Source organism: Faecalispora jeddahensis (genome assembly GCF_000577335.1).
Classification (GTDB): Bacteria; Bacillota; Clostridia; order Oscillospirales; family Acutalibacteraceae; genus Faecalispora; species Faecalispora jeddahensis.
This window is the reverse complement of record NZ_CBYL010000040.1, coordinates 1-26,473: the sequence shown is the minus strand read 5'-3', so window position 1 is coordinate 26,473 and position 26,473 is coordinate 1. Positions and strand designations below refer to the sequence as shown.

Sequence of the window (26,473 nt, the reverse complement as noted above, 5' to 3'; positions counted from 1 at the left end):
GTTCTTTTAGGAAAAAACCCAGTTGGGTTTGCGAGGAATAAACGAAGATTTTTTAGGAGGAAAACGCTCATGTCTACTTATATGCCCAAAGCGGGTCAGGTTGACCGCAAGTGGTATGTGATTGATGCTGCCGGTAAGCCGCTTGGCCGTGTTGCGGTACAGGCTGCTGTTTTACTGCGCGGTAAGCACAAGCCCACCTTCGCCCCCCATGTGGATTGCGGCGATCATGTTGTTATCATCAACTCTGCAAAGGCTGTTCTGACCGGTTCTAAGCTTCAGAAGAAGTATTATTACCACCACACAGGTTACATCGGTAACCTGAAAGAGGTCCGTTACGATACTCTGATGCGTGAGAAGCCCGAAAAGGCAATGGAGCTTGCTGTAAAAGGCATGATTCCGGATACCACCATCGGCCGTGAGGCACTTACCAGACTGCGTGTGTATGCTGGTGCAGAGCATAAGCACAGCGCACAGAAGCCCGCCGAATGGGCGCTTTAAGGGAGGGGGATAAGTATGTACGATAAGGCTCCATATTTTTACGGAACTGGAAGAAGAAAAAGCTCTGTGGCCCGCGTGAGAATCTATCAGGGAACCGGTAAGGTAACCATCAATGATAGAGATATCGACGATTATTTCGGCCTGGAGACCCTGAAGCTGATCGTGCGTCAGCCTCTGGAGCTGACCAATGTGGCCGACAAGTTCGACGTTGTTTGCCGCGTTGCCGGCGGCGGCGTTACCGGCCAGGCCGGTGCGATCCGTCATGGTATTGCCAGAGCACTGCTGCAGTACGACAGCGAGAACCTGCGCTCTACTTTGAAGAAGGCAGGCTTCCTGACCCGCGATCCGAGAATGAAGGAACGCAAGAAGTACGGTTTGAAAGCGGCTCGCCGCGCACCGCAGTTCTCCAAGAGATAAATTACCGATATAAAAGCCCTCGGAAACAAGCTGTTTCCGAGGGCTTTTATTTTGTGAAAAACTGCTTTTGGTTCAGCCTTAAAGATTCGTTTGCCACTGTGGGTAGAGGTGCATAGGTGAGTAGGCAAATACTCGTTGGATATCTGAAAGGCCGATCACTGTTAGTACACCGCTTTCTAACAGCTTCTTTGCCTGAGAACGGGAAATCCCCGAACATTCTGCAATTAACCTGTCATGGCGTACCCTGATTTTATGAGGATTAAAAAATTCAATTGTATTCTCTTTGATGCTGTTCCCGATCTCTTTTAACAGATAGGCCGGTTCTTCAAAAATCACTGCATCATTTTTCTGGAGAATCTTTCTGTCAATCCCGTATTTGTTCGCTATTTGATGATCGTTTTTTAGCAGCGCCTGATATTCCGATGGATCCAGCTCATTTCTGTCAACCCGCGAATAGATCGGCAGATTATAGGTATGCTTGCATTTTTGACATTGATAGATTAACCATACATCAATCTGTTTGCCATTGGCATTGATTCTGATTTTTTCGGTACTGTAATAAACATTTTTTCTTCCACAGCCTGAACAATTGCGAAATATTTTATATGCTTCAGTAGGGATAATTTCATATTTTTTTGATTTGAAACAGCTCATTCTGCATTTCCTTTCAGTGAACCGTAGAAGGCAGTGATGAGACTTTGATTTCCTTATTCCCCAATCAAACCGTTAGGAATAATTTTCATAAGGCAGGTATCGTCGCCTGATTTTATGCTTTTTAATAAATCTACATCAACTTCACACCCAAAAGCTTTTTCAAACAGTACTTTGCTGTATCCTGCGGTACACTGACACCATGTTTTTGTTTCTAATTGATCCACGTCGGCAAGCATAGGGCAAGGACAAAAGAAAAACTGCAAATAAAGATCGCCCTCTTTGCAAAACAGACCTGCCGTTTTCGCCCGATCTGAACTTGCGAAATCCTCAAGATCAGATGAGGCGGCTTTCAGTTCCTTTAAAAGCGCCAGCTTTTGATCCATCCCGTAGCCGCATTGGCAGCCCATGCGAATCTGTTTCGTTGTTTTCAGATCAAATTTGTTTTCCAGCCGGTACATTGTCGATTTCACCCAGTCGGGATTACTTTCGTTTTTTGCTGATCCGTCGTGTCCATATATAATTTCTTCGGCGGTTTCTAGATCGCTGCTATTTCTAACGGCCTCGAAAATGACGCGTTCCTGTATTTTCCTGATATCAAACATGTAGACACCCCTGACTTTTTCAAAAAATAAAACAGACTTTCTTCTGTGAGAACTGCCACATCCGGCTGATTCTCATGATAGAAGAAAGTCTGTTTTGATACTTCTGAATTCTTGCCCTATTTAATAGGGATACAAAGATCCATAATGACGGAGCCTTTTTCTTTGTTGATTTTCCGGTAAATATTCAGCCCGCATCTTCCGTCCATTTTATAACCGCTTTCAGGCAGCCAAACGCTGAACAGGCCCTGTAGGGTACCAAAAATGTCCTGTATTTTCCCTTCAAAACGATAGGTCGCAAATTTGCCGCCTTTTACAGTTGTCACCTGGTCCAATTTACAAAACTCATCTGTGGTAAAACAAATATCACACAGGCAGCTGTTTAGGCTGGTAATTGACGGATCGTTGTAAAACCGTTCAATTAATAAGGTATCTGATTTGATATCATCTTTGTATCGATCTAAAAAGTCAAACCATTTTTCTTTTAAATCAACATAATTTCCAAGCATTCGTTCATAGATCACAAAAAGATCCGGAAGCTCCTGCATTGTAATTTTATGATCATATTCTTCAAATGGATCGAAGCGGGAAAGCCCTTCAGGATAAAACGGATTTGCCATGCCCGTTACGTGGGTGGATTTGCGGAATTCTGATGGAGAAATGTGATGGTGCTTTCTAAATGCTGAGCTGTAATTGGAAGAACTATATCCGTAGTCCAGCCCGATATCAGTTATGGATTTGTTTTTTTTCAGCTTCATATCAACGGCGCTCTGGTCCAGTTTCAAGCGCTTGATAAATTCATATACGCTTTCGCCAGTCACCTGTTGAAAGGATCTGCAAAAATAGAACTTTGAGAAATGAAAATGCTCTGCAACGTCTTCAATAGAAAGATTCTCGTCAATATGCTGGATGATATAATCCATGCTTTGATGAATGAGTTCTTTTTTCATCCAGTCACTCCCCCTTACGATGCATGTTGTTTGTTCGACACAAAGTCACTTAGAATGATTTCGATCACTGGTTATTTCTGAATGCTGATTGTCTTTATGGGCAGCAGGCATTGAGCTCCGGTGTTTTTATCACACCCGCAAAGCAGCAAGTAGAGATTCGCTGTCCGCTGTCCCGCAGGTGAGCAGATAGCAATTGACACGGGGAATTGAAAAATCAAGCAGAGGAACGGTCAGCAGCGCTCCGCGGTCAATCGAATCGCGCACCATGCTGTCAGGAAGAAAGGAATAACCCTTGCCGCTGTATAAGAAGGGGAGCAAATTCGCGCTGCGGTCAATTTCCAGCGAAAAAGCATGCCCTGCCGGGAACAGGTCTTTGATATAGCTGCCTACCTCCTGAAACGGAAAATCACAATATAAATAGGGGATGCCGGCCAGTTCCTGCTGTAAAATCCCCTGACGGTACTCCTGATTCTGCGGAGCGGTTACCAGCAGCAGCTCATCTGTGGTAAACAGAGAGCACTGAATATTCTTTTTGGCATACGGGACATAAGAAAACGCCATGTCCAGCGTGTGATCCTGAAGCATCTGGATCAGCGCGTGAGAATGGCCGATGACGATGTTCAGCTTGGTTTCCGGGTGGCTCAGGGAGTAATCCACCAGCTTTCGGGAGAGGTGGCAGTCGTAAATGGTATTGGTCGAGCCGATCCGCAGGGAGGAGCGGTAGTGCGACATGCTGTTCAGTTCCTCGGCCGCACTCTGTGTCAGCTCTACAATACGCCGGGCATACGCCAGAAAGCGCTCCCCCTGCTCCGTCAGCTGCAGCAGCTTTCTGCTGCGCACAAAAAGAGGCTTGCCCAATTCTGCCTCAAGCTCCTGAATTCGGTTGGTTACGGTCGACTGCGCCACAAACAGCTGATTTGCAGTGTGGGTGTAATTTTTCAGTTCCGCCAGCAAAAGAAAGGTTCGAAGGGTATCGGTGTTCATAAGACTGCCTCCTATGATAAAAACCTGATCTGCTAAGAAAATCAAAGATTTTGTTAGCAGGGTTTCAGAATCCTGAAACCCGAGGCAGAGAAAGCTTTTGGCTTCTGCCATGATGATAGGATTTCAATTATCGAAAAAACAAATCGTAATAATCTATTATATCGGTTTTACATATCATACTACATCCTGTTATACTGATCAATAGGAAAAGCCTACGAGAAAGGATGGAGTGAATTGGAGTACCTTCAGGAGCTGTTTGCAGACCGTATTGGCGGGTCATCGTTTGGAAAACAGGCGGAGCTGTATAAATTTGAAAAAATCAAGAAGATCCGGCGCCAGATGGAACGGGAGCATCCCGAAATCCCAATGATCGATTTGGGCGTAGGCGAGCCGGACGCTATGGCGGACGCCGGAGTGATCGATGTTCTGTACGAGCAGGCGAAGGAATGGAAGAACCGGGGTTACGCGGACAACGGCATCCTCTTGTTCCAGCAGGCCGCGGCGGCATATATGGAGAATGTGTTTGGCGTTGGCGGGCTGTGCCCGGAAACGCAGATCCTGCATTCCATGGGTTCCAAATCTGCACTGGCGATGATCCCGCAGGCCTTCATCAATCCGGGCGATATCACGCTGATGACCGTGCCGGGGTATCCAATTCTCGGCACGAAAACAAAATGGCTCGGCGGCGGGGTGTATCCGCTGCCGCTGCTGCAGGAAAATCATTTTCTTCCGGATTTGAACGCCATCCCGCAGGCGGTGCTGCAAAAGACCAAGCTGCTTTATTTGAATTATCCCAACAACCCCACCGGAGCGGCTGCAACAAAAGAATTCTACAAGACCGTGATCGAGTTTGCAAAGAAGAACGAGATCATTGTGATTCAGGATGCCGCTTACGGCGCGCTGACCTTTGGCGAGCGGCCGCTTAGCTTTTTGTCGGTGGAGGGAGCTATGGAGGTCGGAATCGAGGTCCATTCCCTGAGCAAATCCTATAATATGACCGGCTGGCGGCTGGGCTTTATCGCGGGAAATGAAAAAATCGTGAAAGCGGTCGCCGCCGTAAAGGATAACAACGATTCCGGGCAGTTTATCGCCATACAACACGCAGGGGCCTACGCGCTCAGCCATCCGGAAATCACAAGGGCAACCTGCGAAAAATACCGCAGAAGGCACGAGCTGCTGTCCGCCGCGCTGCGCCGGATCGGTTTTTTGGCCACGCCGCCCAAGGCGTCCTTTTACGAGTATATGGCGATTCCCAAAGGAACCCGGGACGGCCGGGTTTTCCATACGGCCGACGAGTTTTCAGATTACCTGCTGCGAAATGCGCTGATTTCCACGGTCCCGTGGGACGACGTAGGGCATTATATCCGGGTATCCGTCACGTTTGTTTCCGATGGGGAGCAGGAGGAGGCACGGATCGTTGAAGAGATCGAACGGCGTCTGGCTCGCTGTGAGCTTGTGTTTTAGCCAATTCCTTACCTGATCGATGTTGAAAGCAATCGGTTTGTGTTTTGTGAACAAATCCCTTCCTATTTTAATAGGAAGGGATTTGTTATACAGCAGGTAGAATTCGGAGTTTTTCGCTTTGCCTCCGGACAAAGAAATGCAGCGATTGTAAATGATGGGCAATTGTGTTACGCTAAGAAAGAGGTGAGAATATGGATGGAATCAGAAATCATGAGCCGGTTAACGTAGCCGTATTTGTGGACTATGAAAATGTGTATAAGTGCCTGCTGGAACAAAATCAAAATATGCTGCGCCTGGCCTTTTTCGAAAAGCTGCGCGAGTGGTGCAGAATTCATGGCAAGCGGGTGGTTAAGATCGCGGTGTACTGTAATTTTGACAATACCGATCTTCACGAGTCTTATCATCAGTCTTTGCTGCAGTCTTACGGGGTGGAAACGATTCACACCGCAAATCAGGGCAAAAATTACGCGGATCTGAAAATCACGATCGACGTATTGACCTCGATCTACTCCAACCACAATATCGATGAATTCTTCATCATGTCCAACGACAAGGATATGACCCCGCTGCTCAATGTCATCCGCGCCAACAAACGAAATGTATCGGTGATCACCACCGGTGATCAGTATAACGAAGCGCTGATCGCGTTTGCAGATGAGCACGTCCGTCTGGAGGAGATTGTCAAAACAGAGATTCCTCACCGCGTTTTAGACGATATTATCGATCTGTATTGGAAAAAGTTCAATAAATATATCGAAGAGAAGATTGTGGAATTTGATAAGACGGGCGTGTTCAAGGAATACGCGCTGGAGTATAACCTGAAAAACGAGGTTGCGTTTTCCAAAATCATGATCTATGAGATGGCCAACGTTCTTCTCGATTTGTACCGGCAGGGGAAGGTGCTGTTTTATCACTATCTGTATAATGGCAGGCCATATGTCGCGATGCTGCCGGCCGATAAAAAGGATTTGCTGATCCATAAGGGAATTCTCACAGAGGACGCCATTCTGCCGGATTTCGATATGGAGTCGGTTGTGCAGACGAAGTACGATTATTATAAAAGGCTGAACGATTGATCGCAAGCGAAAAGAGCTTCGTTTGCTCCAGTCCATTTCTCCCCGTGTTTTCCATTCGGAAAGCGCGGGGATTTTTTATGATTTCCCTTTTCATTATATATAGAAAAAAGCAAACAGTTTTACAGCGAGGATTTTCCCTTTTTAGAAATGCAAAGGTAAAACGATTAGGGTTCCTCTGTTGAACAAACTGGCCGGCCTGTGAAACAATGTGAAAAAAGAATATCCAAAACGTATTTTCAGCGAACGTTTATACAAATTTCAATGAAAAAGAACGTATGACATCCCGGCGCTGCATGTTTTGGGCAAAGAGCCGCTTTAAAAAGAGGAAAAAACTCAGCTACACAGCCACTTTTCGGGAGGTATCGGCACGCACGAAAAGACGCCGGATTTCCCTATATATAATGAAAAGAGAAATCGGGTGTTTTTTACATTGTTTCACAGCAAAAAACAGCGTGGTCAAAACGTTGTTTGCGGACTTTTGAAATGTGAAGATTCTTCCCAAAAGAACGGTGGAAAATGAATCGAAAGAAACAGAAGAACTTGGAAATAAAAACGGGGATCTGAAATAAAGAGGCTTATTTATGCCCATTATTTAACAGGAAATATATTACAAATAAGAAGATGCTTTCGCGGACTTTTTATTCAAAAGCGCGAAAGGACAAGCTAGTGAATCGACCTGCGGCCAAGCCTGAAAAACGAAAAAATCAGATTCGTCAAGCCTTTTTTTCAGAATTTTTTTTCGCGGTAAAAATACAAATTCTTACAGGATATCAAAATCCAGTAAAAAAGCGAAGAGAAATGAAAAAATCCAGCAATCGCTGAGTTTTTTGACTTTCAAAATCTTTCTTCTCAAAATAATAATGCTTTTTTCTCGCTTATTTTACAAACAAAAACACGCCTGTAACGATTGTAACAAGTTTGTAACCGTTCATTTTCTTGCAGTTTGCACAGAAAACAGGCCTGATTTTACCGACGAAAAAATAGAAAATCGGAGAAAACAGGCGGTTATTATTTCTAGCAAGAATTATAATTTTTTTGAATTGTATAAACTGCACAAAAATACCAAGGAAACTAATTTGACAGCATTCATATTGTGCAGATATAATAACGCCATTGACGCACATCCGAATTCCTTACCTCAACGACGCAAAGATTCTTTGCGGCTTTTTCATATTCAGGGTGTTGAGGAAGAAGAAAGGAGACAATGCAAGTTGGAACTTCATTTCCCGGCGAAAAAATTCGTCGCGTTCGCGCTGACGATGATTATTTTTTTAAGTTCCGTCGTAACAGCGGTTGCAACCACCATTGCCGCCACCATTGTGGATGATAATAACACTTATACAATTCAGGTGCTGTCTTCTAAAACAGAAGACATTTTGGCACAGGCCCAAGTTAAAGTTGGCCCCCACGATGTGGTAACAAGAAATGATGAACATGGAATTGTCATTCATGTTCGCAGAGGGTACGAGGTCAATGTAACCGCCGAGGGGAAAACCACCCCGGTAATCATGTACACGAATGAGACCGCCGCTCAGGCGCTCGAAAAGGCCAAGGTACAGGTGAGCGACAAAGATCTGCTCAATGTTCCTCTGGATCAGGAGCTTTCTGAGGGCGACAAGGTAGAGGTGACAAAGCAGTATGGAATTCACGTTCTGCTCGACGGCGGCTTTGTAAGCCCCGTGGTTTCTGAGGGAACCGTAGAGCAGGCGCTCGAAGAGAGCGGCATCTCTCTGAATGAGGATGACATCGTGACTCCTTCTCCCGACACGCCGGTGGGGGACGGCCTTGTAGTTACCGTAAAGAGAGTCACCTACCGTGACGTGACAAAGACGGAAGAAATTCCGTATACCACTGTCACAAAAGAGAGCGACACCGTTTCGCAGGGCTCTTTCCGCGTTACAGCAGTCGGTGAAACCGGCGAGCGTGAGGTTGTCGTTCGTGAAAAGCTCGTAGACGGTATCGTGAAAGAAACCAAAACCGTCAGCAGCGCAGTTGTAAAGCAGCCTGTTGCAGAAGTAAAGCTGGTGGCTCCTTCCAAGAAAGAGGTAGTGGCAGAGGTATCTGCTGCGCCAACCTTTACGGACAAAAACGGCAAGCAGATGACTTACAAAAAGGTTCTGAAGGGTAAGGCTACGGCCTATACCTCGAATGGCGGACGTACCGCAACCGGCAAGCCGGCCAAGGTTGGCTATGTAGCGGTTGACCCCAAGATTATTCCTTATGGAACAAAGCTGTATATTACTTCGCCCAACGGCAAGGTAGTGTACGGTTATGCCGAGGCGGCGGATACCGGCGGAGCGATGCTCAGCGGCCGGATTCTGGTCGACCTGTACTACGACACGGAAAGCCAGTGTAACAGCTTTGGTGTGCGCAATATGCTGATTTATGTTCTGGACTAACCGCGGGTAGCGTGAGAAATAAAAAAGAGGAACGGCAGGTTTTCTGCCGTTCCTCTTTTTTTATTTCTTCGGTTTTGAATGGAAGATTGAGGCGAAAGGGAAGCTCTATATCATTCTGTAAAAGAATTGAAAGTGCGAATTCCATCGTATTTTGTGCATGTTTCTTAAATCTTTTTTACAATTTGTGCGTAATGTGGAACTTTTATTGACTCGCTCTTTTTTCACATGGTATAATTGCACAACATATCTGAATTTTTCTATGCGGTATGGAATATCAAGAACGCACGCGGCACAAATGAATCGAGAAACTCAGCCGGATAGAAAAAGGAAACGAATGCAGAGGAGAGTTTTAGAATGGATTTGTATTATTATCTGGCGGCTGGGGCTGCCCTCACTGCGCTGCTTGCGGCAGTGATACTTGCAAGGCAGGTAACGGCACAGGCGGAGGGCACAGAGCGGATGAAAGAGATTGCCGCGGCAATCCGGGACGGCGCGAATGCTTTTTTGTGGGCGGAATATAAAATTCTGGCGGTTTTCATTGCGGTTGTATTTGCTGTGATTGCCGTGGTGGCTGGCCTTTTGGGCGCCGCCGCGTTTTTGATCGGCGCAGTGTCTTCGATTCTGGCCGGCTTTTTCGGGATGAATATTGCAACCCGCGCCAATGTGCGCACAGCCAACGCCGCCAAGGAGCACGGTATGCGGCGTGCGCTTTCCATCGCCTTTTCCGGAGGAGCGGTAACAGGCCTTACTGTAGCGGGACTTGGCCTTTTGGGTGTGGGGATGCTGTATTATCTGGTCCGCGACCCAAACATTTTGTTTGATTACAGCCTGGGCGTCTCTTCCATTGCGCTGTTTGCGCGCGTTGGCGGGGGCATCTATACCAAGGCGGCGGATGTGGGCGCCGATCTGGTGGGGAAGGTCGAGGCCGGCATTCCCGAGGATGACCCGCGCAATCCGGCAGTTATTGCGGATAACGTGGGGGACAACGTAGGGGATGTGGCCGGCATGGGAGCCGATTTGTTCGAATCCTATTCGGTGTCGATCGTATCCGCCATTTCGCTGGGCCTTGCCGCGTTTGGCGAGGAGGGCGCGCTGTTTCCGCTGCTGCTCGCGGCGGTCGGCATCTTTGCATCGGTGATCGGAACAGTTCTGGTACGCCTGAGCAAGCATCCGAATCCGAAGCGCGCGCTTGACAGCGGCACCTATTTCGCGGGCGGCGTTGTCATGGCGGGCGCTCTGCTGCTCAGTCGGTGGCTGTTTGATGGCCTGAGGCCCGGAATTGCGGTGATGTCAGGGCTTTTGGCCGGCATTTTGATCGGCGTTCTGACAGAGGTGTATACCTCCGCTGAGTTTGGATTTGTCAAAAAGATTGCCCGGCAGTCTGAGACCGGCTCGGCAACGAATATCATCAGCGGAATCGCGGTGGGAATGACATCGGTGACGGTGCCTTTGCTGACGATCTGCGCGGCAATTTTTGTTTCCTATACTGTCGGGGGACTATATGGGATTGCTCTCGCGGCGCTGGGGATGCTCTCCACCACGGGAATCACCGTGGCGGTGGATGCTTACGGCCCGATTGCGGATAACGCCGGAGGTATTGCAGAGATGAGCGGGCTGGATTCCTCCGTGCGCGAAATCACCGACCAGCTCGACGCGGTGGGTAATACCACGGCAGCGGTAGGCAAGGGCTTTGCCATCGGTTCGGCCGCGCTCACGGCGCTGTCGCTGTTCGTTTCTTACGCGGAGGCTGTAGACCTTACGTCGATCAGTATTCTGGAGCCCCGCGTGATGATCGGCCTGCTGATCGGCGGTATGATGCCGTTTTTGTTCTCCGCGTTTACAATGGAATCGGTGGGCAAGGCAGCCTTTGAGATGATCGAGGAGGTACGCCGCCAGTTCCACACGATGCCCGGCATTATGAGCGGAAATCAGCGCCCCGATTACAAAAAGTGCGTTGCAATTTCTACGCGCGCGGCGCTGAAGGAAATGCTTGCCCCCGGTCTGATTGCAATTCTGACCCCGGTGGCGGTGGGCCTTGTACTCGGCGTGCAGGCGCTGGGCGGCACGCTGGCGGGCGCTTTGGTCACGGGCGTAATGATGGCGATTTTTATGGCGAACTCCGGCGGCGCGTGGGATAACGCGAAGAAATATATCGAGCAGGGCCAGCACGGCGGCAAGGGCAGTGCCGCGCATAAGGCGGCGGTTGTAGGCGATACGGTCGGCGACCCGTTCAAGGATACCTCCGGCCCCGCGCTCAATACGCTCATCAAGCTGATGTCGATCATTGCACTGGTGTGCGCTCCGCTCTTCCTTTCGAAGGGATGCCTGCTGTAAAGAAAAGTCTTTTTTATTTTATGGATTTACCGCAGAGCTTCTGCTGATGCAGGGTCTGCCCCTTAGGCTGGAGCAGACCCTGATTTTTTATGTTCTCTTCATGGCAGAGGGGTTGCCTTTGCGACGGAAGGAGCGGTTTTCTTTGCAGGCCTTCCCGCGATGTGCATGCAGGCTCAGTCTGCGCCAGCAAAATTTCTTTTGCCTACCCTCTTGCAAATCGAACAAACATTTGCTATGATAAAGTAAATCGAACGTATGAGCGGTTTGGGAGGGCAAAACGATGAGTACAGCGGTAACTGTGTTGACCCTGGCAATTGCGATATTGGTTTTTCTGCGGGAGCGGCCCCGCCGGAAAGAAACGCGCCAAATCTGGGGGCTGTGTGCGCTTTCGGGTGTTTTAGGGCTTTTGATTCCGGGCGGTGCGTTTGCGCTGCAGGTGCTGCAAAGCCTGATGCAGGGCCTGCTGGCGGGCTGCTGCCTGCTGGCTGTTCGCAAAGAGCGGCTCTCGAAAGAGCGGCGGACGCGTTTTCTGCATTCCCATCACCGGGCCGCAATATATTGTCCGCCATCCTGTGTGCCGGCAGAGCACCCTCACGTGGGCCGGTGCGCGTGAGTCCTTGACAATCCCATTCTCCGGTTTTATACTAAGTACTGAATATTCAGGTCTCATTTGAAGAATGATGAAACGAGACTTGAGAAATTCTCTCTTCAGAGAACAGGAGAAAATGGTATATGGCATATCTTTACCCCGTGATCTGGTTTGCCGCCGGTCTGATCATGATTTTCAGACTGCGCCAGGAAAACAAGATATTTATTTTTGCAGGGATATACTTTTTGTTCCTCGGCGGATGGTGGCTGATGAATCTGCTGTACCCGGATTACCACATGTTCAGCGGAACCATGGGCTGGGTACTGCGCGGAGTGACCGCAGTCGCGCTGGCCGTAGTGGGCGTAGCCTTCTACCGCGAGAAAAAGCGGACCGAGGCCATGCTGGAGCAGGATCCGCAGGACCATGTGCAGGATGAGGAGTTCAGTGAGCCGGAAGAACAGGCTTTGCCGCAGGAAGCTTCGGATGAGGATTCCACACCCGCCGGTGATCCGCCGGACAGCCATAGGGAGGATTAGTCTTGATCGCTTCGACCCTTGCCGTGGCGGAAAAGGTCCTCGTTATGTTTTTGATCATGGGTGTGGGGTATGTCTGCTATAAAAAGCGGATCATTACCTCGCGCGGCGCTGCTCAGCTGACGAATCTGCTGCTGTATATCGTTGGGCCGTGTTTGATTATCGCGGCGCTGCAGGCGGATTCAGAAGGAGTCAGCACGGGCAAGATCCTGCTGACGATCCTTTTATTTCTGGCGGGGATGATCGCCGTCGCCGCGGCCATGCAGCTGGTGTTTCGCAGGCAGACACGCGCCCGCGCGGGCATGCTGCGCTATGGCGCGGTATATTCCAACTGCGGGTTCATGGGTCTGCCGCTAGCCCAGGCCATTTTGGGCAGCGCAGGCGTAGTGTACGCCTCTGCATGCGTGGTGGCCTTTAATCTTTTGACGTGGACGCATGGGTATATCATCCTGGGCGGAGCCGGGGAGGACCGCAGGCAGATGCTGAGAAAGGCGCTGCTGAATCCCGGAACCATCAGCTTTGCGATCGGACTGCCGCTGTACGCGCTGTCGATTTCTCTGCCGGAGCCTCTGGTACAAACGCTGGATTCCATCGGGGCGATGAACACGCCGTTGGCGATGATTGTGGTGGGTACATATCTGGCTAAGCTGAACCTGCGCGATGTTTTTTCAGACCGCGAGGTCTATCTGGTGACGGCGCTGCGTCTTGTTATGGTGCCGGTGGCTTTTTTGCTGCTGCTGTGGCTGCTGCGGCCCGACCCCGTCGTGATGGTGACCACGGCGCTGCTGATGGCCGCGCCGGTTGGGATGAACTCGGTGCTGTTTGCGATCAAGCTCGGCAACGACACGCAGCTGGCCTGTAAGATGATCGCGCTGAGCACGCTGCTCTCTATTCTCACCATGCCGGCAATTGCAGTGCTGGCGCAGAATTTGGCTTTTGTCCCCTGAAAAAGGAGTGGCGTGGATGCCCCGAATCGCATAGTATGGATTGCGGGCGAGATTGAGTACCGCTTCAAATAGATTGCCTGCCTCAGCCGTTCTGGCTGTGGCGGGCATTTTCTATTTGGACGTGTTTTGCGCCGCGCTTGAAAAAGGGTGGAAATTGGGGTAAAATAGAACAGATCAAGCGAGGGGACGGCGCTCCTGGCTGCGGAGCGGAGTGCCGGTGCTTCCCTCAGAAGCGCGTTGTTCCAAAACAGCCGCTGCGTTTTGCGCAGGAAGGAGTTCTCACTATGTTAGTATCCCCCTCGATGCTGGCGTCGGATTTTTCACATCTGGCGGACGAGCTGAAAAAAATTACCGACGGCGGCGCCGATTTCGTTCACCTGGACGTAATGGACGGCGCGTTTGTTCCGAATATTTCTTTTGGCGCGCCGGTGATCGCGGCCATGCGGCCCCATACGGCACTTCCGTTTGACGTTCATCTGATGATCCAGCACCCGAAGAAATACATTGTGGATTTTGCGAAAGCCGGGGCAGACATCATCTCGTTCCACGTGGAATGCGCCGATGATCCCGAAGAGGTGATCGCAGAAATCCTTTCTCATGGGGTAAAACCTGCGATGGTAATCAAACCCAATACCCCTGCCGAGTCGATCTTTCCGTATCTGGACAAGCTGTATCTGGTGCTGGTCATGACGGTGGAACCCGGCTTTGGCGGGCAGAGCTTTATGCCCGGGCCGCTTTTGAAGGTACGGCAAATCAAAGAGAAAAATCCCTCCGTCCTGATTGAAGTGGACGGAGGGATCAATGCCCAAACGGTTCTGGAATGCGCACAGGCGAGCGTGGATGTTTGTGTGGCCGGCACCGGGATCTTTAAAGCAGAGGATCCCGCCGCGGTGATTCGGCAGCTGCAGTCGGCCGGGCGCTAAAGACACCCGCCTACCTGGTTCACCGCGTCGCGTGAAAGCAGCTCGCCGTGCTCCAGAGAAAGGGCTGCGGCCGTTTTGCCAATGCCGCGAAGCCGGGCATATTCTTTCAAGAAGGATTCTGTTTTTTCTTTCATCGCAAAATACGGGGAGAGAATCAGCCGGTAGCTGTTGCCGTACCGCAGCAGCTGGCATCCGCCGAGCGTGTTGAGGCGGTACAGATGCTCCAGAACATCCAGAAGATCTCCGGCATTTTCCAGTTCATACACATAAGGCCCGGAGCATTTGATCCGGTAAATTTTACGCGGTTCTCCTTTTTTGGCTTTTGCCGGGGACACCGCGGTAAACATCAGCACGGTTTCACCGTCTGCGGTTGCCATCGCACGAATCGCGACCTGGTCCCTCTTCAGCGTAAAGTTGGTGCTGGCACAGGCCGCGGCAAAAATGCGGGCAATCGTCAGCCGGCAGTGCAGGCTGCTCCAGCTCAATCCCTGCATCAGCCCCAAGGCCCGGGTTTCCCGTGCGGTCAGGATGATCAGCAGGTGAGAAGCATCCAGGGCTTTAGTCTTCAAGTTGACACCCCCAATCACAATAAGAGCTTCACTACTATAATATTAACGGCCCCGGTATTTTGTAAGAGGTGATTTCCAATGATTTCGTTTTTTTCCTCCGGCATCCGGCTGGAGCAGCAAAAGAGCCGAACGATGAAAGCGAAAATTCTGGCGCTGCCCGCGCCGGAGGTACTGTATGTGCCTTTGCCGGGCGCTCAGGCGCTGACCGACCGCTGCGTGCGCGCAGGGGAGACAGTGCTGCGCTTTTCCCAGCTTTCCATGCCGGGCAGCCATGTCGCAGTCACCTCACCCGTGAGCGGCACGGTCACCGGCTTTCAGGCTTTGCCCCACCCGGTGCGGGGCATGGTGGACTGTGCGGCGATCCGGCAGGACAGCGAGGAGCAGGAGCTGACCCTGCGCGCTCCCGGAATGGAGCATGCGCCGGACGAGCTGATTCGCCTTGCGGCCGCCGCCGGGATTATTGATGAATATGATGGGATACCCTTGTTTAAGAAGCTGAAACGGCTTCGTCGAATGAAAATTGATTGGCTTGGTGCGAATGTGCTGGATGACGAGCCATATGTTTGCAGCGGTTTGGCTGTCCTGCGCGAAAATCCGCAGGGGGTACAGCAGGGACTGGAGCTGGCGGCTTTGGCGGTTGGCGCAAAAAAGACCGGTATCGCGGTCGTCAGCAGCTTTCGCGCCCGCAGCTACTCGCGTGTTTCGGGCCAGATAGCCGATCTGCTGGTTGGCAGCGGCGGGCGTTACCCCGCGCGGCCCGGTCTTTTAAAAAGGCTGCGCCGGCAGGGACATCGTCCCGGCCTGGTCGGCGTGCAGGCGCTGGAAGCGTTTGCGCAGGCGGCGGAGCGCGGAATCCCCCAGACCACCACGGTGATCACCGTGGCCGGGGAGGGCGTCTCCCGCTGGCAGAACCTGCGGGTTCCGCTGGGCATGCCGATTGAAGACCTGCTCTCCGCATGCGGGCGCAAAAAACGCACGGTGGTGATTGCGGGCTCGCCGATCACAGGGAATCGGGTGGAGGAGCTCTCCGCTCCTGTCACTGCGGACCTGCGGTGCCTGATCGTTCTGCCGGAGGCGATGCAGACGGTCAAAGTGTTTCCGTGCATCGGGTGCGGAAAATGCGAGGCCGCCTGTCCCGTAGGGATCATGCCCTGGGACATCTACCGTCGCCTGCAGGGGCAGGAATACCCCGACGCCGGGCAGCTTCTGCGCGCCGATTTGTGCTGTGCCTGCAACGCCTGCTCGGTGGTGTGCCCGTCGGGGCTCGATCTTTCGGGGGCGGTGGCCCGCGCAATGGAAATCAAAGAAAGGGGATAAGCGCCGAATGCAGCAGCTTATGATTCAAAAACCGCCGTTTCTCCGCAGCGGACAAACGGTGTCTACCATGATGAAGGACATGCTGTTGGCGCTGGCTCTTCTTTTGCCCTTGCCCACGGTGCATTATGGCACGCACGTTCTCTGGGTCGCGGCAGCGTCAGTCGCGTCCTGCTTTATTTCTGAAATCGCCGCCTGTATGATCGCAAAGCGGCAGGTGGATATCTCGGAACTTTCCTCCGTGGTGACGGGCCTGATCATCGCGATGCTCATGCCGCCGCTGGCTCCTTTATGGCTGCCGGTTCTGGCGGGCGCGTTTGCGGTGCTGGCAGCTCGTGTGCCGTTCGGCTTTACCGGGAACAATCCGTTTAACCCTGCGGCGGCGGGAGTCGCGTTTGTCACTGTGTTCTGGCCGCAGCGGGTGTTTTCGTTTTCGGAACCGTCTGCGGCTTCAGTACTTAAGGAAGGGCTCAAGCCAAATCAGATTCCCTCCGAGATGCTGTGGGGCACTGACGGCGGGGCGATCGGAACCACTGCCGTACTGGTGGTTGCGGCCTGCGCCGTGTATCTGATCGTGAAGAAAACGGTGAGCTGGCGGATTACCGTGTGCTTTCTGGCGGCGGCCGGGCTGATGGCCCTGCTGTTCCCGCGCATTATGGTAACACCGCTCACGTCGTTAAAATATGAGCTGCTGTCGGGCTCGCTGCTGTTCTGCTCTGTGTTTTTGATTACCGACCCGGTGACATCGCCCCGCACACATGTGGGCAAAGCCCTGTATGGCGCGGTAGCCGGTGTGCTGATTATGCTGATGCGCCGGTACGGAGCGTTTGAGCAGGCGGCCTGCTTTGCGGTGCTGCTGATGAACGCGGTTTCTCCCGTGATCGACAGCTTTGTGATTGCCGTGACGGCGAGGAGGGAGGCGAGGCGCAATGAGCAGCAATAAGAAGAAGCCGAAGGCGGAATCCCAACTGATGGAAAAGGGCGGCCGGCGGTCGTCCGCAAGAGGCTCGAAAAAAACGATGCACAAGCGCCTGATTAAGGAAAGCACCGGGATTTTCCTGAACGGCCTGGTCTTCCGCAACCCGGTGGCAATCGGCGCGCTGGGTCTGTTCCCCGTGGTGGGAGCGGGCTATACGATGCAGAACGCCGCGGTGCTTTCGCTGATGATGCTGGTCATAATGCTGCCGGTGTGCCTTCTCAGCGGCTGGATGAAAATACCGGTGTGGATTCGCCCCGCGGCGGCGCTGGTGCTCTCTGGAGTGATGTATCTGCCTGCGGCGGCGCTGGCCAAGTGGCTGATGCCGCAGGCGTTTTCTGCTCTGAGCATTTACGCAGTTCTGATGATCGGCAATTCGATTATTCTGTCGCGCGCCAACGATTACGCGCCGTCGCACATCACGCTGGCGGTGCTCATGGATTCGCTGGGCTGCACGGCGGGCTTTTCCGCAGTGATCTTTCTGGTGGCGGCCCTGCGGGAAATTTGGAGCAACATTGTTAAGGACACGGGCGGAGTATACCACGCGGGCGCGTATCCCTTCGTTGGATTTTTGCTGTTGGGCGTAATTGCGGCGCTGATTCAGCACACGAATGCCAAGCGGGCTGCGGCGGAAAGGAAGGCGAAGTAGGAATGGAAATGGCAGTGCAGTTGTTTTTCTATGCCATTCTGGCGTTGACGGCACAGAATGTGATCTTCTGCGGCGGCGTCGGGTTCAGCCGGGTGCTCCGCGCGGCGCGCAGGCCAAAAATATTGCTTTCGTACGCCGGACTTTTAAGCGCTTTTACTTTGATTTCCGCCTGGATGGGGATCGCCCTCAATCAGCTGGTGCCGGGGATCAGTCCCGCGGCGTTTTACCGCCCCGCGATTTTCGCGGGATGCGTTGCGGTGGTGTATCTGCTCGCGGCGCTTTTGTACCGTATGTTTTTCGCCGCGCGCTACAAAAGGCTGGAGCCGGTGTTCTCTTCGTCGGCGATCAACTGCATTGTGTTGGCCATGCCGTTTATTCAGCGGGTGTTCCGCATGACCGGCTGGCAGATCACCGGCTATGCGATCGGAACGGGCGCGGCGTTCTTTACGGCGGCGCTTGTTTTGTCCCACGCGATGGAGCGGCTGAAGAATCCCGATATGCCCAAAGCGTTCCAGGGGCTGCCGTCGGTGTTTTTGTATGTGGGTATTCTTTCGATGGCCTTATTTGGCTTCGCCGGCGGCAAGCTTTTTTAATGCAGGGCAGGTTAAACCTGCGCATGCGTCGCGGGTTAACGCAAAGAGAACTTTCGCTCCGTGCTCCAATTGTCACGCGTGTGCTGCCGGTTCTCGCGCGAAAACGGCTTTGGTGTAGACTTTCGTGTCTAAAAACTGCAAGTCGACGAGAGCGTTCTGAAAATGACCGCCGACGGACGAGATTGCTAAGCTTGTTTTTTGATGAAACCAGGAGAGTGGGCATTTTCAATGGAGCACCTTACTAGTAGCTGTTAGTTACACTGTTAGGGCTCATTCCGCAAACGGATTCCAAAGGTATCCTTTGGCGAGTCTTTGCTTACTTTCACCTCGCTGCGAAAGTAAGTACCCGCCCCGGCACGAGGGGCAGGCCTGCGCCAGAAGACAGACTGCATCTGCGCGCACATCGCGGAAAAACCTGCAGAGAAAAACAACTCGTCCTCTCGCGAACGAAATATCTTTGACGGAAGTTCCCCCAGCATAAGGAATAATTTTTAAAAACAAAAAGTAGAATTCAAATGGTTTTCAACCAAAAGTTAACAAATTGTTGAAAATCTTCTTGAAAAAAGAATGAGCCAAGAAAGCAAAAAATCCCCGCTCCTAAAACGGAGCGGGGATTCATTTCATTCATCAAACTAAAATCAGGGATTTCCTTTCAGGAAACGCTTGATATTCCGAATGCCCAGTTCCAGAACAAACTCAAGCGTTTGGGGCAAATGGAACAGTCCGGCGATATGCGGCGTTAAAACCACGTTCTTTTCCAGCCACAACGGATTGCTTTCCGGCAGTGGTTCGGGGTCGCAGACGTCGGTGACGAAACCGCCGAGATGCCCGCTTTGCAGAACAGCGAGTACGGCCTGCTGGTCTACCGTCTTGCCGCGCCCGCCGTTGATCAGCAGTGCGCCCGGCTTCATCAACTGAAGGCGATGCTCATTCATAAAATGCTGCGTTTCGGGCGTGTACGGCAGAGCCATCGCCACGGCATCCGCCTTTGGAAGCAGCTGATCCAGTTTATCCAGCGTGTGCAGCTCGTCGAATTCCTCTGTGGGCGAGCTTGCCGTTCGCCGCACGCCGATGATGTAGGAGCCAAGTGCCCGGCACAGCCGCGCGTAGTGGCTGCCGATGTCCCCCGCGCCAATGACCAGCACCTTCATGGAAGAGAGCGAAACGACCCCGCCTTCATCCTTCCACAACGATTGCCGCTGGTTGTCGCGGTAGAGGTGCAGCTTTTTACAGAACGCGAGCGTCAGCGCCAACATGTGCTCCGAAACGGCGACGCCGTAAGCGCCGCTTGCGCTGTACATGGTGCAGTCGGACGGCAGAATGCCATCTCCTTCGTAATTGTCGCTGCCCGCGGTGGAGAGCTGCAGCAATCTCAGGCGGGTCAGCCCAGAAAGCTTTTCGGGCTTGGGATTGCCGAAAATCACGTCGGCCTCCTCAAGCTGCGCGTCGGTGACGGAACTGCGTGTCGCATAAGTAAAACCAGCACCGGGAATGCTTTGTTCCAGAAGCGCTTTCTGGGAATCGGATAAACGGAACAGAACCAGAATCTTTTTCATATGCACTCTCCCGAACATCATTTAAAAATCAATAATGGATGGAATCCAGCAGCTTATCCAGCGCGGACTGGCTGGTAACAAGGCATTTGCCGTAGATCACCGTGTTATTTACGCGGCTGACGCGGTGGTACAGCTCGCCGTTCGTTACGGTGTATTTCGCGTAAGGGGTGGAATCCAGATTGGTGGGCTTGTTGCCGCCGGTCTGAATGCTGTCCTTGATGGAATTGTACAGACGCAGCGCGGTGGCTTCGTCGGAAAGAGCGGCGTAATACAGCTCGTTGCCGCTTTTGTCTTCCGCGCTCAGGTAGCTTTTCGCGCCGCTGAGCTGATCTGTGTTGTCCGTTACGGTGTAACCGGCGCCTTCCGCAAGGGTTTTAAAGTCATTTGCGTCCACGGCGGTGCGCGCGGAGCAGCCGGTCAGGGCCAGCACCAGCAGAACCGCCAGCAGGGCCGATGAAAAAAACGTTCTTTGTTTCAACGGGGGTACCTCCTGTGTTTTGCGTTTTCAATCGATTTTTTAGATGATGTAAAATAGCGCGATCAGCATCCGCTGAAAAAACAGGGCGTTGTTTCCCGGTTTTATCGCTGTATGGCGTATATTATACACCAAAGAATCGGAAAAGAACAGCGAGTCCCATCGAAAGATTTGCTAAAATCCTCCATAGGGATTCCTTGGCGGAATTGGAAGAGGCATGAATAAGAGAAAAGAGAGTGCGGATAATAATCGTAAATCAAATCGCAGGAGGGAGTATTAACTTGAAGGCTACAGGAATTGTCAGACGAATTGATGATTTAGGCCGCGTCGTTATCCCGAAGGAAATCCGCCGGACTCTCAGAATTCGTGAGGGCGACCCGCTGGAAATATTTACGGATGCCGAGGGCGGCGTTATCTTTAAAAAATATTCGGCAGTAGGGGAAATGTCCGCTTTTGCGGCGCAGTATGCAGACGTGCTCAGCAAAATCGCGAACCGGCCGGCTCTGGTATGTGACTGTGACCATGTGATCGCGGTGGCGGGGGCTTCCCGCAAGGAGTATATGGAGCGCCGCGTGTCGCAGGATCTGGAAGAGACGATGCACGCCCGCAACACGTATGTGCGCGACCAGAACAGCCCGCCGCTGCAGCCGGTGGAAGGAATCAACCGCGCCGCTTCGGTGGTGTACCCCATCATCGCATCGAGCGACGTAATGGGCGCCGTGGTGCTGCTCGCGGGGGATTCCACCGAACAGCCCGACGCCAGCGACATCAAGCTCACACAGGCCGCTGCTTCTTTTCTGGCGCGGCAGATCGAAAACTGAAAATAAAGTTGCATTTTCCAAAAGAATATGCTATACTAAACCGAGTAAATAACGGTGAGGATGAAAGAGTGGGGTGACCCGCTCTTTTGTTTGTCTATGAGGTGAAAGCGTTGGCTGCAAAGAAAAAATCAGGGAATACAGTGGGTGCCGTCTGGGCGCTTGCGGAGCGTGCCGCAAGCGGTGCAGGCGTAACAATTTGGGATGTCCGCTTTGTCAAAGAGGGCGCGGACTGGTTTTTGCGGGTCTTTCTCGACAAGCCCGAGGGGATTGGCCTGGACGACTGCGAAGCTGTCAGCCGTGCGCTGAGCGCCTTGCTGGATGAAGAGGACCCGATTGAGCAAAGCTATTGCCTGGAGGTATGTTCTCCGGGGATCAACCGAGAATTGACCCGCCCGGAGCATTTTGAGCGTTTTGCCGGCTCGCCGGTGCGGGTTAAATTGATTCGCCCGCTGCCGGACGGCCGCCGGGAGCTTTACGGGGAGCTGCTCTCTTTGGCGGATGGAGAGATCCGCCTGCGCGACGAGGAGGAGGAAGTCATTACCATTGCCCAGAAAGACAGCGCATCGGTGCGTCTGTTCGATGACGATTTTGAAGAGGAGTAAGTTTAGATGAACAGCGAAGTTTTTGAGGCTTTGAATTTGTTGGAAAAGGAACGGGGCATCCCGGTCGATTTTATGCTGGATAAAATCAAGAAGGCAATTTTGACCGCGTGTAAGAACAGCTACGGCAACGAGGATGCGCTCATCAACATGGATGCCGCCCGCGGCAACTTTGAAGTGTTCCTGCGCAAGACGGTCGTCGAGCAGGTCGAGGACCCGGGCAAGGAAATTTCGCTGGCGCAGGCCAGAGAAATTGACCCCTCCGCCGGCGTGGAGGATAAGGTCAACGTGGCGCTGAATACCAAGGAGTTTGGCAGAATCGCCGCGCAAACGGCCAGAAACATCATCCGCCAGGGCATTCGCGACGGCGAGCGCGGCCAAATGATGCAGGAGTTCCAGAGCAAAAATCAGGAGCTGGTCACCGCGCTCGTGGAGCGCGTAGACCCCCGTTCGGGAGCGGCTACGCTGAAAATCGGCAAGGCCGAGGCCGTGCTGCCCAAAAGCGAGCAGGTCGGCGACGAGCAGCTGCGCGAGGGCGACCACATTAAGGTGTACGTGGTGGACGTGAAAGAGACGGAAAAGGGCCCCCGCGCCATGATCAGCCGCACCCATCCCGACTTGGTGAAGCGCCTGTTTGAAACCGAGGTTCCCGAAATTTACGACGGCGTTGTCGAAATCAAGGCCGTTTCCCGCGAAGCGGGCTCCCGCACCAAGCTTGCGGTGGTAAGCCATAACCCGGATGTAGACGCGGTCGGCGCGTGCATCGGCGCGAGAGGCGCCCGCGTTTCCAATATCGTCGCCGAGCTCGGCGGCGAGAAGATCGACATTGTGGAGTACAGCGACGACCCGGCCCAGTTCATCGCGTCGGCGCTTTCTCCGGCGGATGTTCTTTCCGTACATGTGGCGGAGGACGGCTCGCGCGTGTGTCGCGTGACCGTGCCGGACAGCCAGCTTTCGCTCGCGATCGGCAACAAGGGCCAGAACGCCCGCCTTGCCGCGAAGCTCACCGGCTGGAAGATCGACATCAAGCCCGAAAGCGGCTTTTATGGGGAAGAGCCCGCCGCCGGCAAAGCGGAGGAGCCCGAGGGCGAATAAGCCGGCAACCGGCCGGGGGAAGCTCCCTTCCCAGGTTCAAACGGGAGAAATGCCGCGCGAGTGCGCGGGAAGGAGTAAGATCGTATGATACAAAAGCGCGTGCCCCTGCGTATGTGCGCAGGCTGCGGAGAAATGAAACCGAAAAAAGAGCTGGTTCGGGTGGTCAAGGCGCCGGAGGTGAAGGATGAATCCGGGCAGGTCATCGGGCCGGGGGAGATTTCGCTGGATTTAACCGGCCGTAAACCCGGGCGCGGCGCTTATGTATGCAAGGATATTAACTGTCTGAGAGCGGCGCGCAAGTCCAAACGGTTTGAGCGGGTGTTTTCCTGCCCCATACCCGCGGAGGTGTACGACCGCCTGGAGGAGGAGATCGGAAAATGAAAAACCGGGTTCTCTCTCTTTTGGGCATCGCCCGGCGCGCGGGCCGGCTCAGTCTGGGTCATGATGCCGTGGACGAAGCCCTGAAGAAGAGAGAAGCAAAGCTGATCCTGTTGGCGCGGGATGTTTCCGCGCGCACCGCCGCCCACGCACAGAAGGCGGCAGAGCAGGCCGGAACCCCCTGGCTGACCCTTGCGGACGGCATGGAGGAGATCGGCATGGCTTTGGGAAAAAAAGCCGGAGTGATTGCGGTGAATGATCAGGGATTCGCTAAGAGGCTGACGGAGCTGGCCAATGAGGCTGCAGACAAACGGGAGGGATGAGTCAATGATGATGAAATACAGGGTGCATGAAGTGGCGAAGGATCTGAACGTGCCGAACAAGGTCGTGATCGAGATCCTGCAAAAATATTGTAACGAGACAAAGAAACATATGACCGCGCTGACGGAGCAGGAGCTCGACATGGTGTTTGAAGCGATTACGCAGAAAAACAGCATGGGCTCCTTGGAGGCATACTTTGCCGACAACGCACGGAGCGAGCCGCAGGCGGCGGTACAGACTGCCGCCGCGGCCCCCGAGGCGGCGCCGCAGCCCGCAGCGACCGCACAGCGCCCGCAGCAGCAGGCCCCGGCGGCAGCCGGCGGGCAGCCGGTGAGAAAAGCGGTGAAGCCGGGCAAGATCACCCCGGTTGGCCCGAAGCCGAACGCCCCCCAGCAGCAGGGCCAGGGGCGGCCGCAGCAGGGCCAGCAACACCAGAATCAACAGCGCTCCGCCCACCCGCAGGGCCAGCAGAACCGGCCCCAGCAGCAGAACCACCACGGCCAGAACGCCCAGCCGCAGCAGAGCGCCCACGCGCCCGCCGCCTCTGCGGATTCCAATGTGGTGAGAAAGCCCCAGGGCCGCATTGTAGACACCCGCACCTCGAATGTGGAGCTCGACCGCTACAATGAAAAATATGACCGCATGGCTTCCGAAAAGGTTAAGACGGACAACGTGGTGAAAAAGCAGAAGCTGACCCAGCGCAGCTCGCAGTACCGCGGCAAGCCGAGGAACGCCCGCCGCGAAACCGAGAGCGAACGCCTGCGCCGCATCGCGCAGGAGCGCAAGCAGAAGCAGATGACCGTCACCATCCCCGAAGAGCTCACCGTGGGCGAATTTGCGCTGCGCCTGAAGGCCACCGCCGCTGAGGTCATCAAAAAGCTGATGGCTCTGGGCGTGTTTGCCACCGTGAACGACACGATCGATTTCGACACCGCCGCTCTTGTCGCGCTGGAATTCCACGCGAAGGTAGAGAAGGAGGTCGTCGTCACGATTGAGGAGCAGATCATAGACGACAGCGAGGATGAGGACGACAACCTCGTGCCCCGCGCCCCGGTTGTGGTCGTTATGGGCCACGTAGACCACGGCAAGACCTCTCTGCTCGACGCGATCCGCAACGCGAAGGTAACAGCCTCCGAGGCGGGCGGCATTACCCAGCACATCGGCGCGTACCGCGTCAGCATACAAGATCGGCCGATCACGTTCCTCGATACCCCCGGCCATGCGGCGTTTACCACCATGCGCGCCCGCGGCGCGCAGGTGACGGATATCGCCGTGCTGGTAGTGGCCGCCGACGACGGCGTGATGCCGCAGACGGTGGAGGCGATCAACCACGCCAAGGCCGCCGGCGTTTCGATCATCGTGGCCGTCAACAAAATAGATAAGCCCGGCGCCAATCCGGACCACGTGAAGCAGCAGCTCACCGAATACGGCCTGGTGGCCGAGGAGTGGGGCGGTGACACGCCGTGCATCCCCGTTTCGGCCAAAACGCAGCAGGGTATCGACGATCTGCTCGAGATGATCCTGCTGGTAGCGGATATGAAGGAGCTGCGCGCGAATCCGGAACGCGCGGCGAAGGGTACCGTAATCGAGGCCCGCCTGGATAAGGGCCGCGGCCCCATCGCCACTGTGCTGGTGCAGAACGGCACCCTGCATGTGGGCGATATTGTGGTGGCCGGCGCCAGCGTTGGCCGTGTTCGCGCCATGATGGACGACCGCGGCAACCGCGTACAGGATGCTGGGCCCTCGATGCCGGTGGAGATTACCGGCCTTGGCGAGGTGCCTGCCGGCGGTGACACGCTCAACGCCGTTTCCGATGAGCGCCTGGCGCGCGAGCTGGTAGAGCAGCGCTACAACGAGCAGAAGGAAGAGCAGTTCCGTGCGCAGACGAAGGTCACGCTCGACAACCTGTTCGACCAGATGCAGCAGGGCGACATGAAGACCCTGCAGATCATTGTCAAGGCGGACGTGCAGGGCTCTGTGGAGGCTGTGCGCCAGTCGCTCGAGAAGCTCTCGAACGAAGAGGTGCGCGTGGCCGTGATCCACGGCGGCGTCGGCGCGATCAGCGAATCCGACGTGATGCTCGCGAATGCCTCAAACGCGATCATTGTCGGCTTTAACGTGCGGCCCGATCCCATCGCTGAAGAGAACGCCAAGCGCGACGGTGTGGATATGCGCCTGTACCGCGTGATTTATGACTGCATCGACGAGATCGAATCCGCCATGAAGGGCATGCTTGCCCCGAAATTCCGCGAGGTTGCGCTCGGCAAGGCGGAGGCGCGCGAGATTTACAAAATATCCAATGTGGGTACCATTATCGGCGCCCACGTCATCGGCGGCAAGCTTGTCAGAAATGCCCAGGTTCGCGTTGTGCGAGACGGAATCGTGATTACCGAAGACAAAATTGCCTCTCTGCGCCGCTTCAAAGACGACGTGAAAGAGGTGGCCGACGGCTATGACTGCGGTATCGGGCTGGATCGCTTCAACGATGTAAAGGAAGGCGACATTCTGGAGGCTTTTGCCATGGAGGAATACCGGGAGGATTAAGGAATGCCAAGCCATAAAATGGAACGGATCACGGAGGACATTCACCGCGAGCTGACCGCGGTGTTCCGTGAGCTGAAAGACCCCCGTGTACAGGGCCTGATCAGCATTGTGCGTGTGGATGTGACGAACGATCTGTCTTACTGCACGGTGTATGTCAGCGCCATGGAAGGGCTGGACAAGGCTAAAACGGCGGTGGATGGCCTGAAATCGGCGGGC

The 26,473-nt window shown here is 53.7% G+C and carries 28 protein-coding genes; 21 read left to right on the top strand and 7 right to left on the bottom strand.

All coding sequences use genetic code 11. The annotated features are described in order from the left end of the window. The first annotated feature begins 69 nt into the window (after nt 1–69). Together rplM and rpsI are read left to right on the top strand one after the other, a co-directional pair. Nucleotides 70–498 carry a 50S ribosomal protein L13 gene (gene rplM / locus TY09_RS13825; protein WP_009061844.1) on the top strand — a complete coding sequence of 143 codons (429 nt, stop codon included), beginning with the start codon at nt 70–72 and terminating at the stop codon, nt 496–498. Between the two features lie 15 nt (nt 499–513). Next, entirely contained in the window at nt 514–915 is a 402-nt protein-coding gene (rpsI, locus tag TY09_RS13820) for a 30S ribosomal protein S9 (protein WP_009061842.1), read from the top strand. Between the two features lie 78 nt (nt 916–993). Here rpsI and TY09_RS13815 read toward each other — a convergent pair whose 3' ends face one another. The 4 genes from TY09_RS13815 to TY09_RS13800 form a co-directional block, all read right to left on the bottom strand. Beyond that, the gene (locus tag TY09_RS13815; RefSeq protein WP_052335662.1) at nt 994–1,569 is read right to left on the bottom strand and encodes a DUF1062 domain-containing protein; all 576 of its coding nucleotides are present in this window, start codon (nt 1,567–1,569) and stop codon (nt 994–996) included. 53 nt (nt 1,570–1,622) lie between these two features. Further along, nucleotides 1,623–2,171 (bottom strand): DUF6144 family protein, encoded by a 549-nt coding sequence (locus TY09_RS13810; protein ID WP_042435533.1) that lies wholly within the window; start codon nt 2,169–2,171, stop codon nt 1,623–1,625. Nucleotides 2,172–2,287: 116 nt separating this feature from the next. After that, complete coding sequence (locus tag TY09_RS13805; RefSeq protein WP_042435530.1) at nt 2,288–3,118, bottom strand: AraC family transcriptional regulator; 831 nt, start codon at nt 3,116–3,118, stop codon at nt 2,288–2,290. Nucleotides 3,119–3,247: 129 nt separating this feature from the next. Further along, the gene (locus TY09_RS13800) at nt 3,248–4,102 is read right to left on the bottom strand and encodes a LysR family transcriptional regulator (protein ID WP_042435527.1); all 855 of its coding nucleotides are present in this window, start codon (nt 4,100–4,102) and stop codon (nt 3,248–3,250) included. Nucleotides 4,103–4,336: 234 nt separating this feature from the next. Between TY09_RS13800 and TY09_RS13795 the strand changes: the two genes are divergently transcribed. From TY09_RS13795 to rpe, 8 genes are all read left to right on the top strand, one after another. Continuing rightward, on the top strand, nt 4,337–5,566 hold the full coding sequence (locus TY09_RS13795) for an LL-diaminopimelate aminotransferase (RefSeq protein ID WP_042435524.1): 1,230 nt from the start codon (nt 4,337–4,339) through the stop codon (nt 5,564–5,566). A gap of 191 nt (nt 5,567–5,757) precedes the next feature. Further along, on the top strand, nt 5,758–6,642 hold the full coding sequence (locus TY09_RS13790; protein ID WP_042435521.1) for an NYN domain-containing protein: 885 nt from the start codon (nt 5,758–5,760) through the stop codon (nt 6,640–6,642). 1,211 nt (nt 6,643–7,853) lie between these two features. Then, nucleotides 7,854–9,041, top strand: a complete 1,188-nt coding sequence (locus tag TY09_RS13780) for a 3D domain-containing protein (RefSeq protein WP_042435516.1) — start codon at nt 7,854–7,856, stop codon at nt 9,039–9,041. Nucleotides 9,042–9,395: 354 nt separating this feature from the next. Continuing rightward, a complete protein-coding gene (locus TY09_RS13775) occupies nt 9,396–11,375 on the top strand; it encodes a sodium-translocating pyrophosphatase (RefSeq protein WP_042435513.1) in 1,980 nt (659 codons plus the stop codon). Nucleotides 11,376–11,655: 280 nt separating this feature from the next. Next, nucleotides 11,656–11,988, top strand: coding sequence for a hypothetical protein (locus tag TY09_RS13770; RefSeq protein WP_042435510.1), 333 nt, complete (start codon nt 11,656–11,658; stop codon nt 11,986–11,988). A gap of 119 nt (nt 11,989–12,107) precedes the next feature. After that, nucleotides 12,108–12,500 (top strand): hypothetical protein, encoded by a 393-nt coding sequence (locus tag TY09_RS13765; protein ID WP_042435507.1) that lies wholly within the window; start codon nt 12,108–12,110, stop codon nt 12,498–12,500. Nucleotides 12,501–12,502: 2 nt separating this feature from the next. Then, nucleotides 12,503–13,444 (top strand): AEC family transporter, encoded by a 942-nt coding sequence (locus TY09_RS13760; protein ID WP_042435505.1) that lies wholly within the window; start codon nt 12,503–12,505, stop codon nt 13,442–13,444. 284 nt (nt 13,445–13,728) lie between these two features. Next, nucleotides 13,729–14,367: a ribulose-phosphate 3-epimerase gene (gene rpe, locus TY09_RS13755; protein WP_042435502.1), complete on the top strand. Its 639-nt coding sequence runs from the start codon at nt 13,729–13,731 to the stop codon at nt 14,365–14,367. Here rpe and TY09_RS13750 read toward each other — a convergent pair. Next, the gene (locus TY09_RS13750; RefSeq protein WP_042435499.1) at nt 14,364–14,936 is read right to left on the bottom strand and encodes a hypothetical protein; all 573 of its coding nucleotides are present in this window, start codon (nt 14,934–14,936) and stop codon (nt 14,364–14,366) included. The two genes, rpe and TY09_RS13750, sit on opposite strands and share 4 nt — an antisense overlap. Nucleotides 14,937–15,014: 78 nt before the next feature. Here TY09_RS13750 and TY09_RS13745 point away from each other — a divergent pair, with 78 nt between their 5' ends. Genes TY09_RS13745 through TY09_RS13730 form a run of 4 tightly spaced genes read left to right on the top strand, consistent with a single transcriptional unit; the run spans nt 15,015 to nt 18,468 of the window. Then, nucleotides 15,015–16,253 (top strand): 4Fe-4S dicluster domain-containing protein, encoded by a 1,239-nt coding sequence (locus TY09_RS13745; RefSeq protein ID WP_042435496.1) that lies wholly within the window; start codon nt 15,015–15,017, stop codon nt 16,251–16,253. 7 nt (nt 16,254–16,260) lie between these two features. Continuing rightward, nucleotides 16,261–17,193 carry an RnfABCDGE type electron transport complex subunit D gene (locus TY09_RS13740; protein WP_042435493.1) on the top strand — a complete coding sequence of 311 codons (933 nt, stop codon included), beginning with the start codon at nt 16,261–16,263 and terminating at the stop codon, nt 17,191–17,193. Beyond that, nucleotides 17,180–17,875 (top strand): Rnf-Nqr domain containing protein, encoded by a 696-nt coding sequence (locus tag TY09_RS13735; RefSeq protein ID WP_042435491.1) that lies wholly within the window; start codon nt 17,180–17,182, stop codon nt 17,873–17,875. Before TY09_RS13740 ends, TY09_RS13735 begins: the two co-directional genes overlap by 14 nt. A 2-nt stretch (nt 17,876–17,877) precedes the next feature. After that, the gene (locus TY09_RS13730; protein WP_042435488.1) at nt 17,878–18,468 is read left to right on the top strand and encodes an Rnf-Nqr domain containing protein; all 591 of its coding nucleotides are present in this window, start codon (nt 17,878–17,880) and stop codon (nt 18,466–18,468) included. Nucleotides 18,469–19,106: 638 nt separating this feature from the next. Here the strand turns inward: TY09_RS13730 and TY09_RS13725 are convergent. After that, on the bottom strand, nt 19,107–20,024 hold the full coding sequence (locus TY09_RS13725; RefSeq protein WP_042435485.1) for a D-2-hydroxyacid dehydrogenase: 918 nt from the start codon (nt 20,022–20,024) through the stop codon (nt 19,107–19,109). A gap of 28 nt (nt 20,025–20,052) precedes the next feature. Beyond that, nucleotides 20,053–20,502, bottom strand: coding sequence for a hypothetical protein (locus TY09_RS13720; RefSeq protein WP_042435482.1), 450 nt, complete (start codon nt 20,500–20,502; stop codon nt 20,053–20,055). A 278-nt stretch (nt 20,503–20,780) separates the two neighbouring features. On the opposite strand from TY09_RS13720, the gene TY09_RS13715 reads away from it, so the two are divergent. The 7 genes from TY09_RS13715 to TY09_RS13685 all read left to right on the top strand — a co-directional run. Beyond that, complete coding sequence (locus TY09_RS13715; protein ID WP_020074322.1) at nt 20,781–21,320, top strand: stage V sporulation T C-terminal domain-containing protein; 540 nt, start codon at nt 20,781–20,783, stop codon at nt 21,318–21,320. A gap of 101 nt (nt 21,321–21,421) precedes the next feature. After that, nucleotides 21,422–21,922 (top strand): ribosome maturation factor RimP, encoded by a 501-nt coding sequence (locus tag TY09_RS13710; RefSeq protein WP_326840418.1) that lies wholly within the window; start codon nt 21,422–21,424, stop codon nt 21,920–21,922. Between the two features lie 6 nt (nt 21,923–21,928). Then, complete coding sequence (nusA, locus tag TY09_RS13705; protein ID WP_020074324.1) at nt 21,929–23,014, top strand: transcription termination factor NusA; 1,086 nt, start codon at nt 21,929–21,931, stop codon at nt 23,012–23,014. A gap of 84 nt (nt 23,015–23,098) precedes the next feature. Further along, nucleotides 23,099–23,395, top strand: coding sequence for an RNase P modulator RnpM (rnpM, locus tag TY09_RS13700; RefSeq protein ID WP_020074325.1), 297 nt, complete (start codon nt 23,099–23,101; stop codon nt 23,393–23,395). Next, nucleotides 23,392–23,715 (top strand): L7Ae/L30e/S12e/Gadd45 family ribosomal protein, encoded by a 324-nt coding sequence (locus TY09_RS13695; protein ID WP_020074326.1) that lies wholly within the window; start codon nt 23,392–23,394, stop codon nt 23,713–23,715. Before rnpM ends, TY09_RS13695 begins: the two co-directional genes overlap by 4 nt. A 4-nt stretch (nt 23,716–23,719) precedes the next feature. Further along, nucleotides 23,720–26,257 carry a translation initiation factor IF-2 gene (gene infB, locus TY09_RS13690; RefSeq protein ID WP_074432641.1) on the top strand — a complete coding sequence of 846 codons (2,538 nt, stop codon included), beginning with the start codon at nt 23,720–23,722 and terminating at the stop codon, nt 26,255–26,257. 3 nt (nt 26,258–26,260) lie between these two features. Next, on the top strand, nt 26,261–26,473 hold a 213-nt coding region (locus TY09_RS13685), incomplete at its 3' end, for a ribosome-binding factor A (protein ID WP_042435478.1).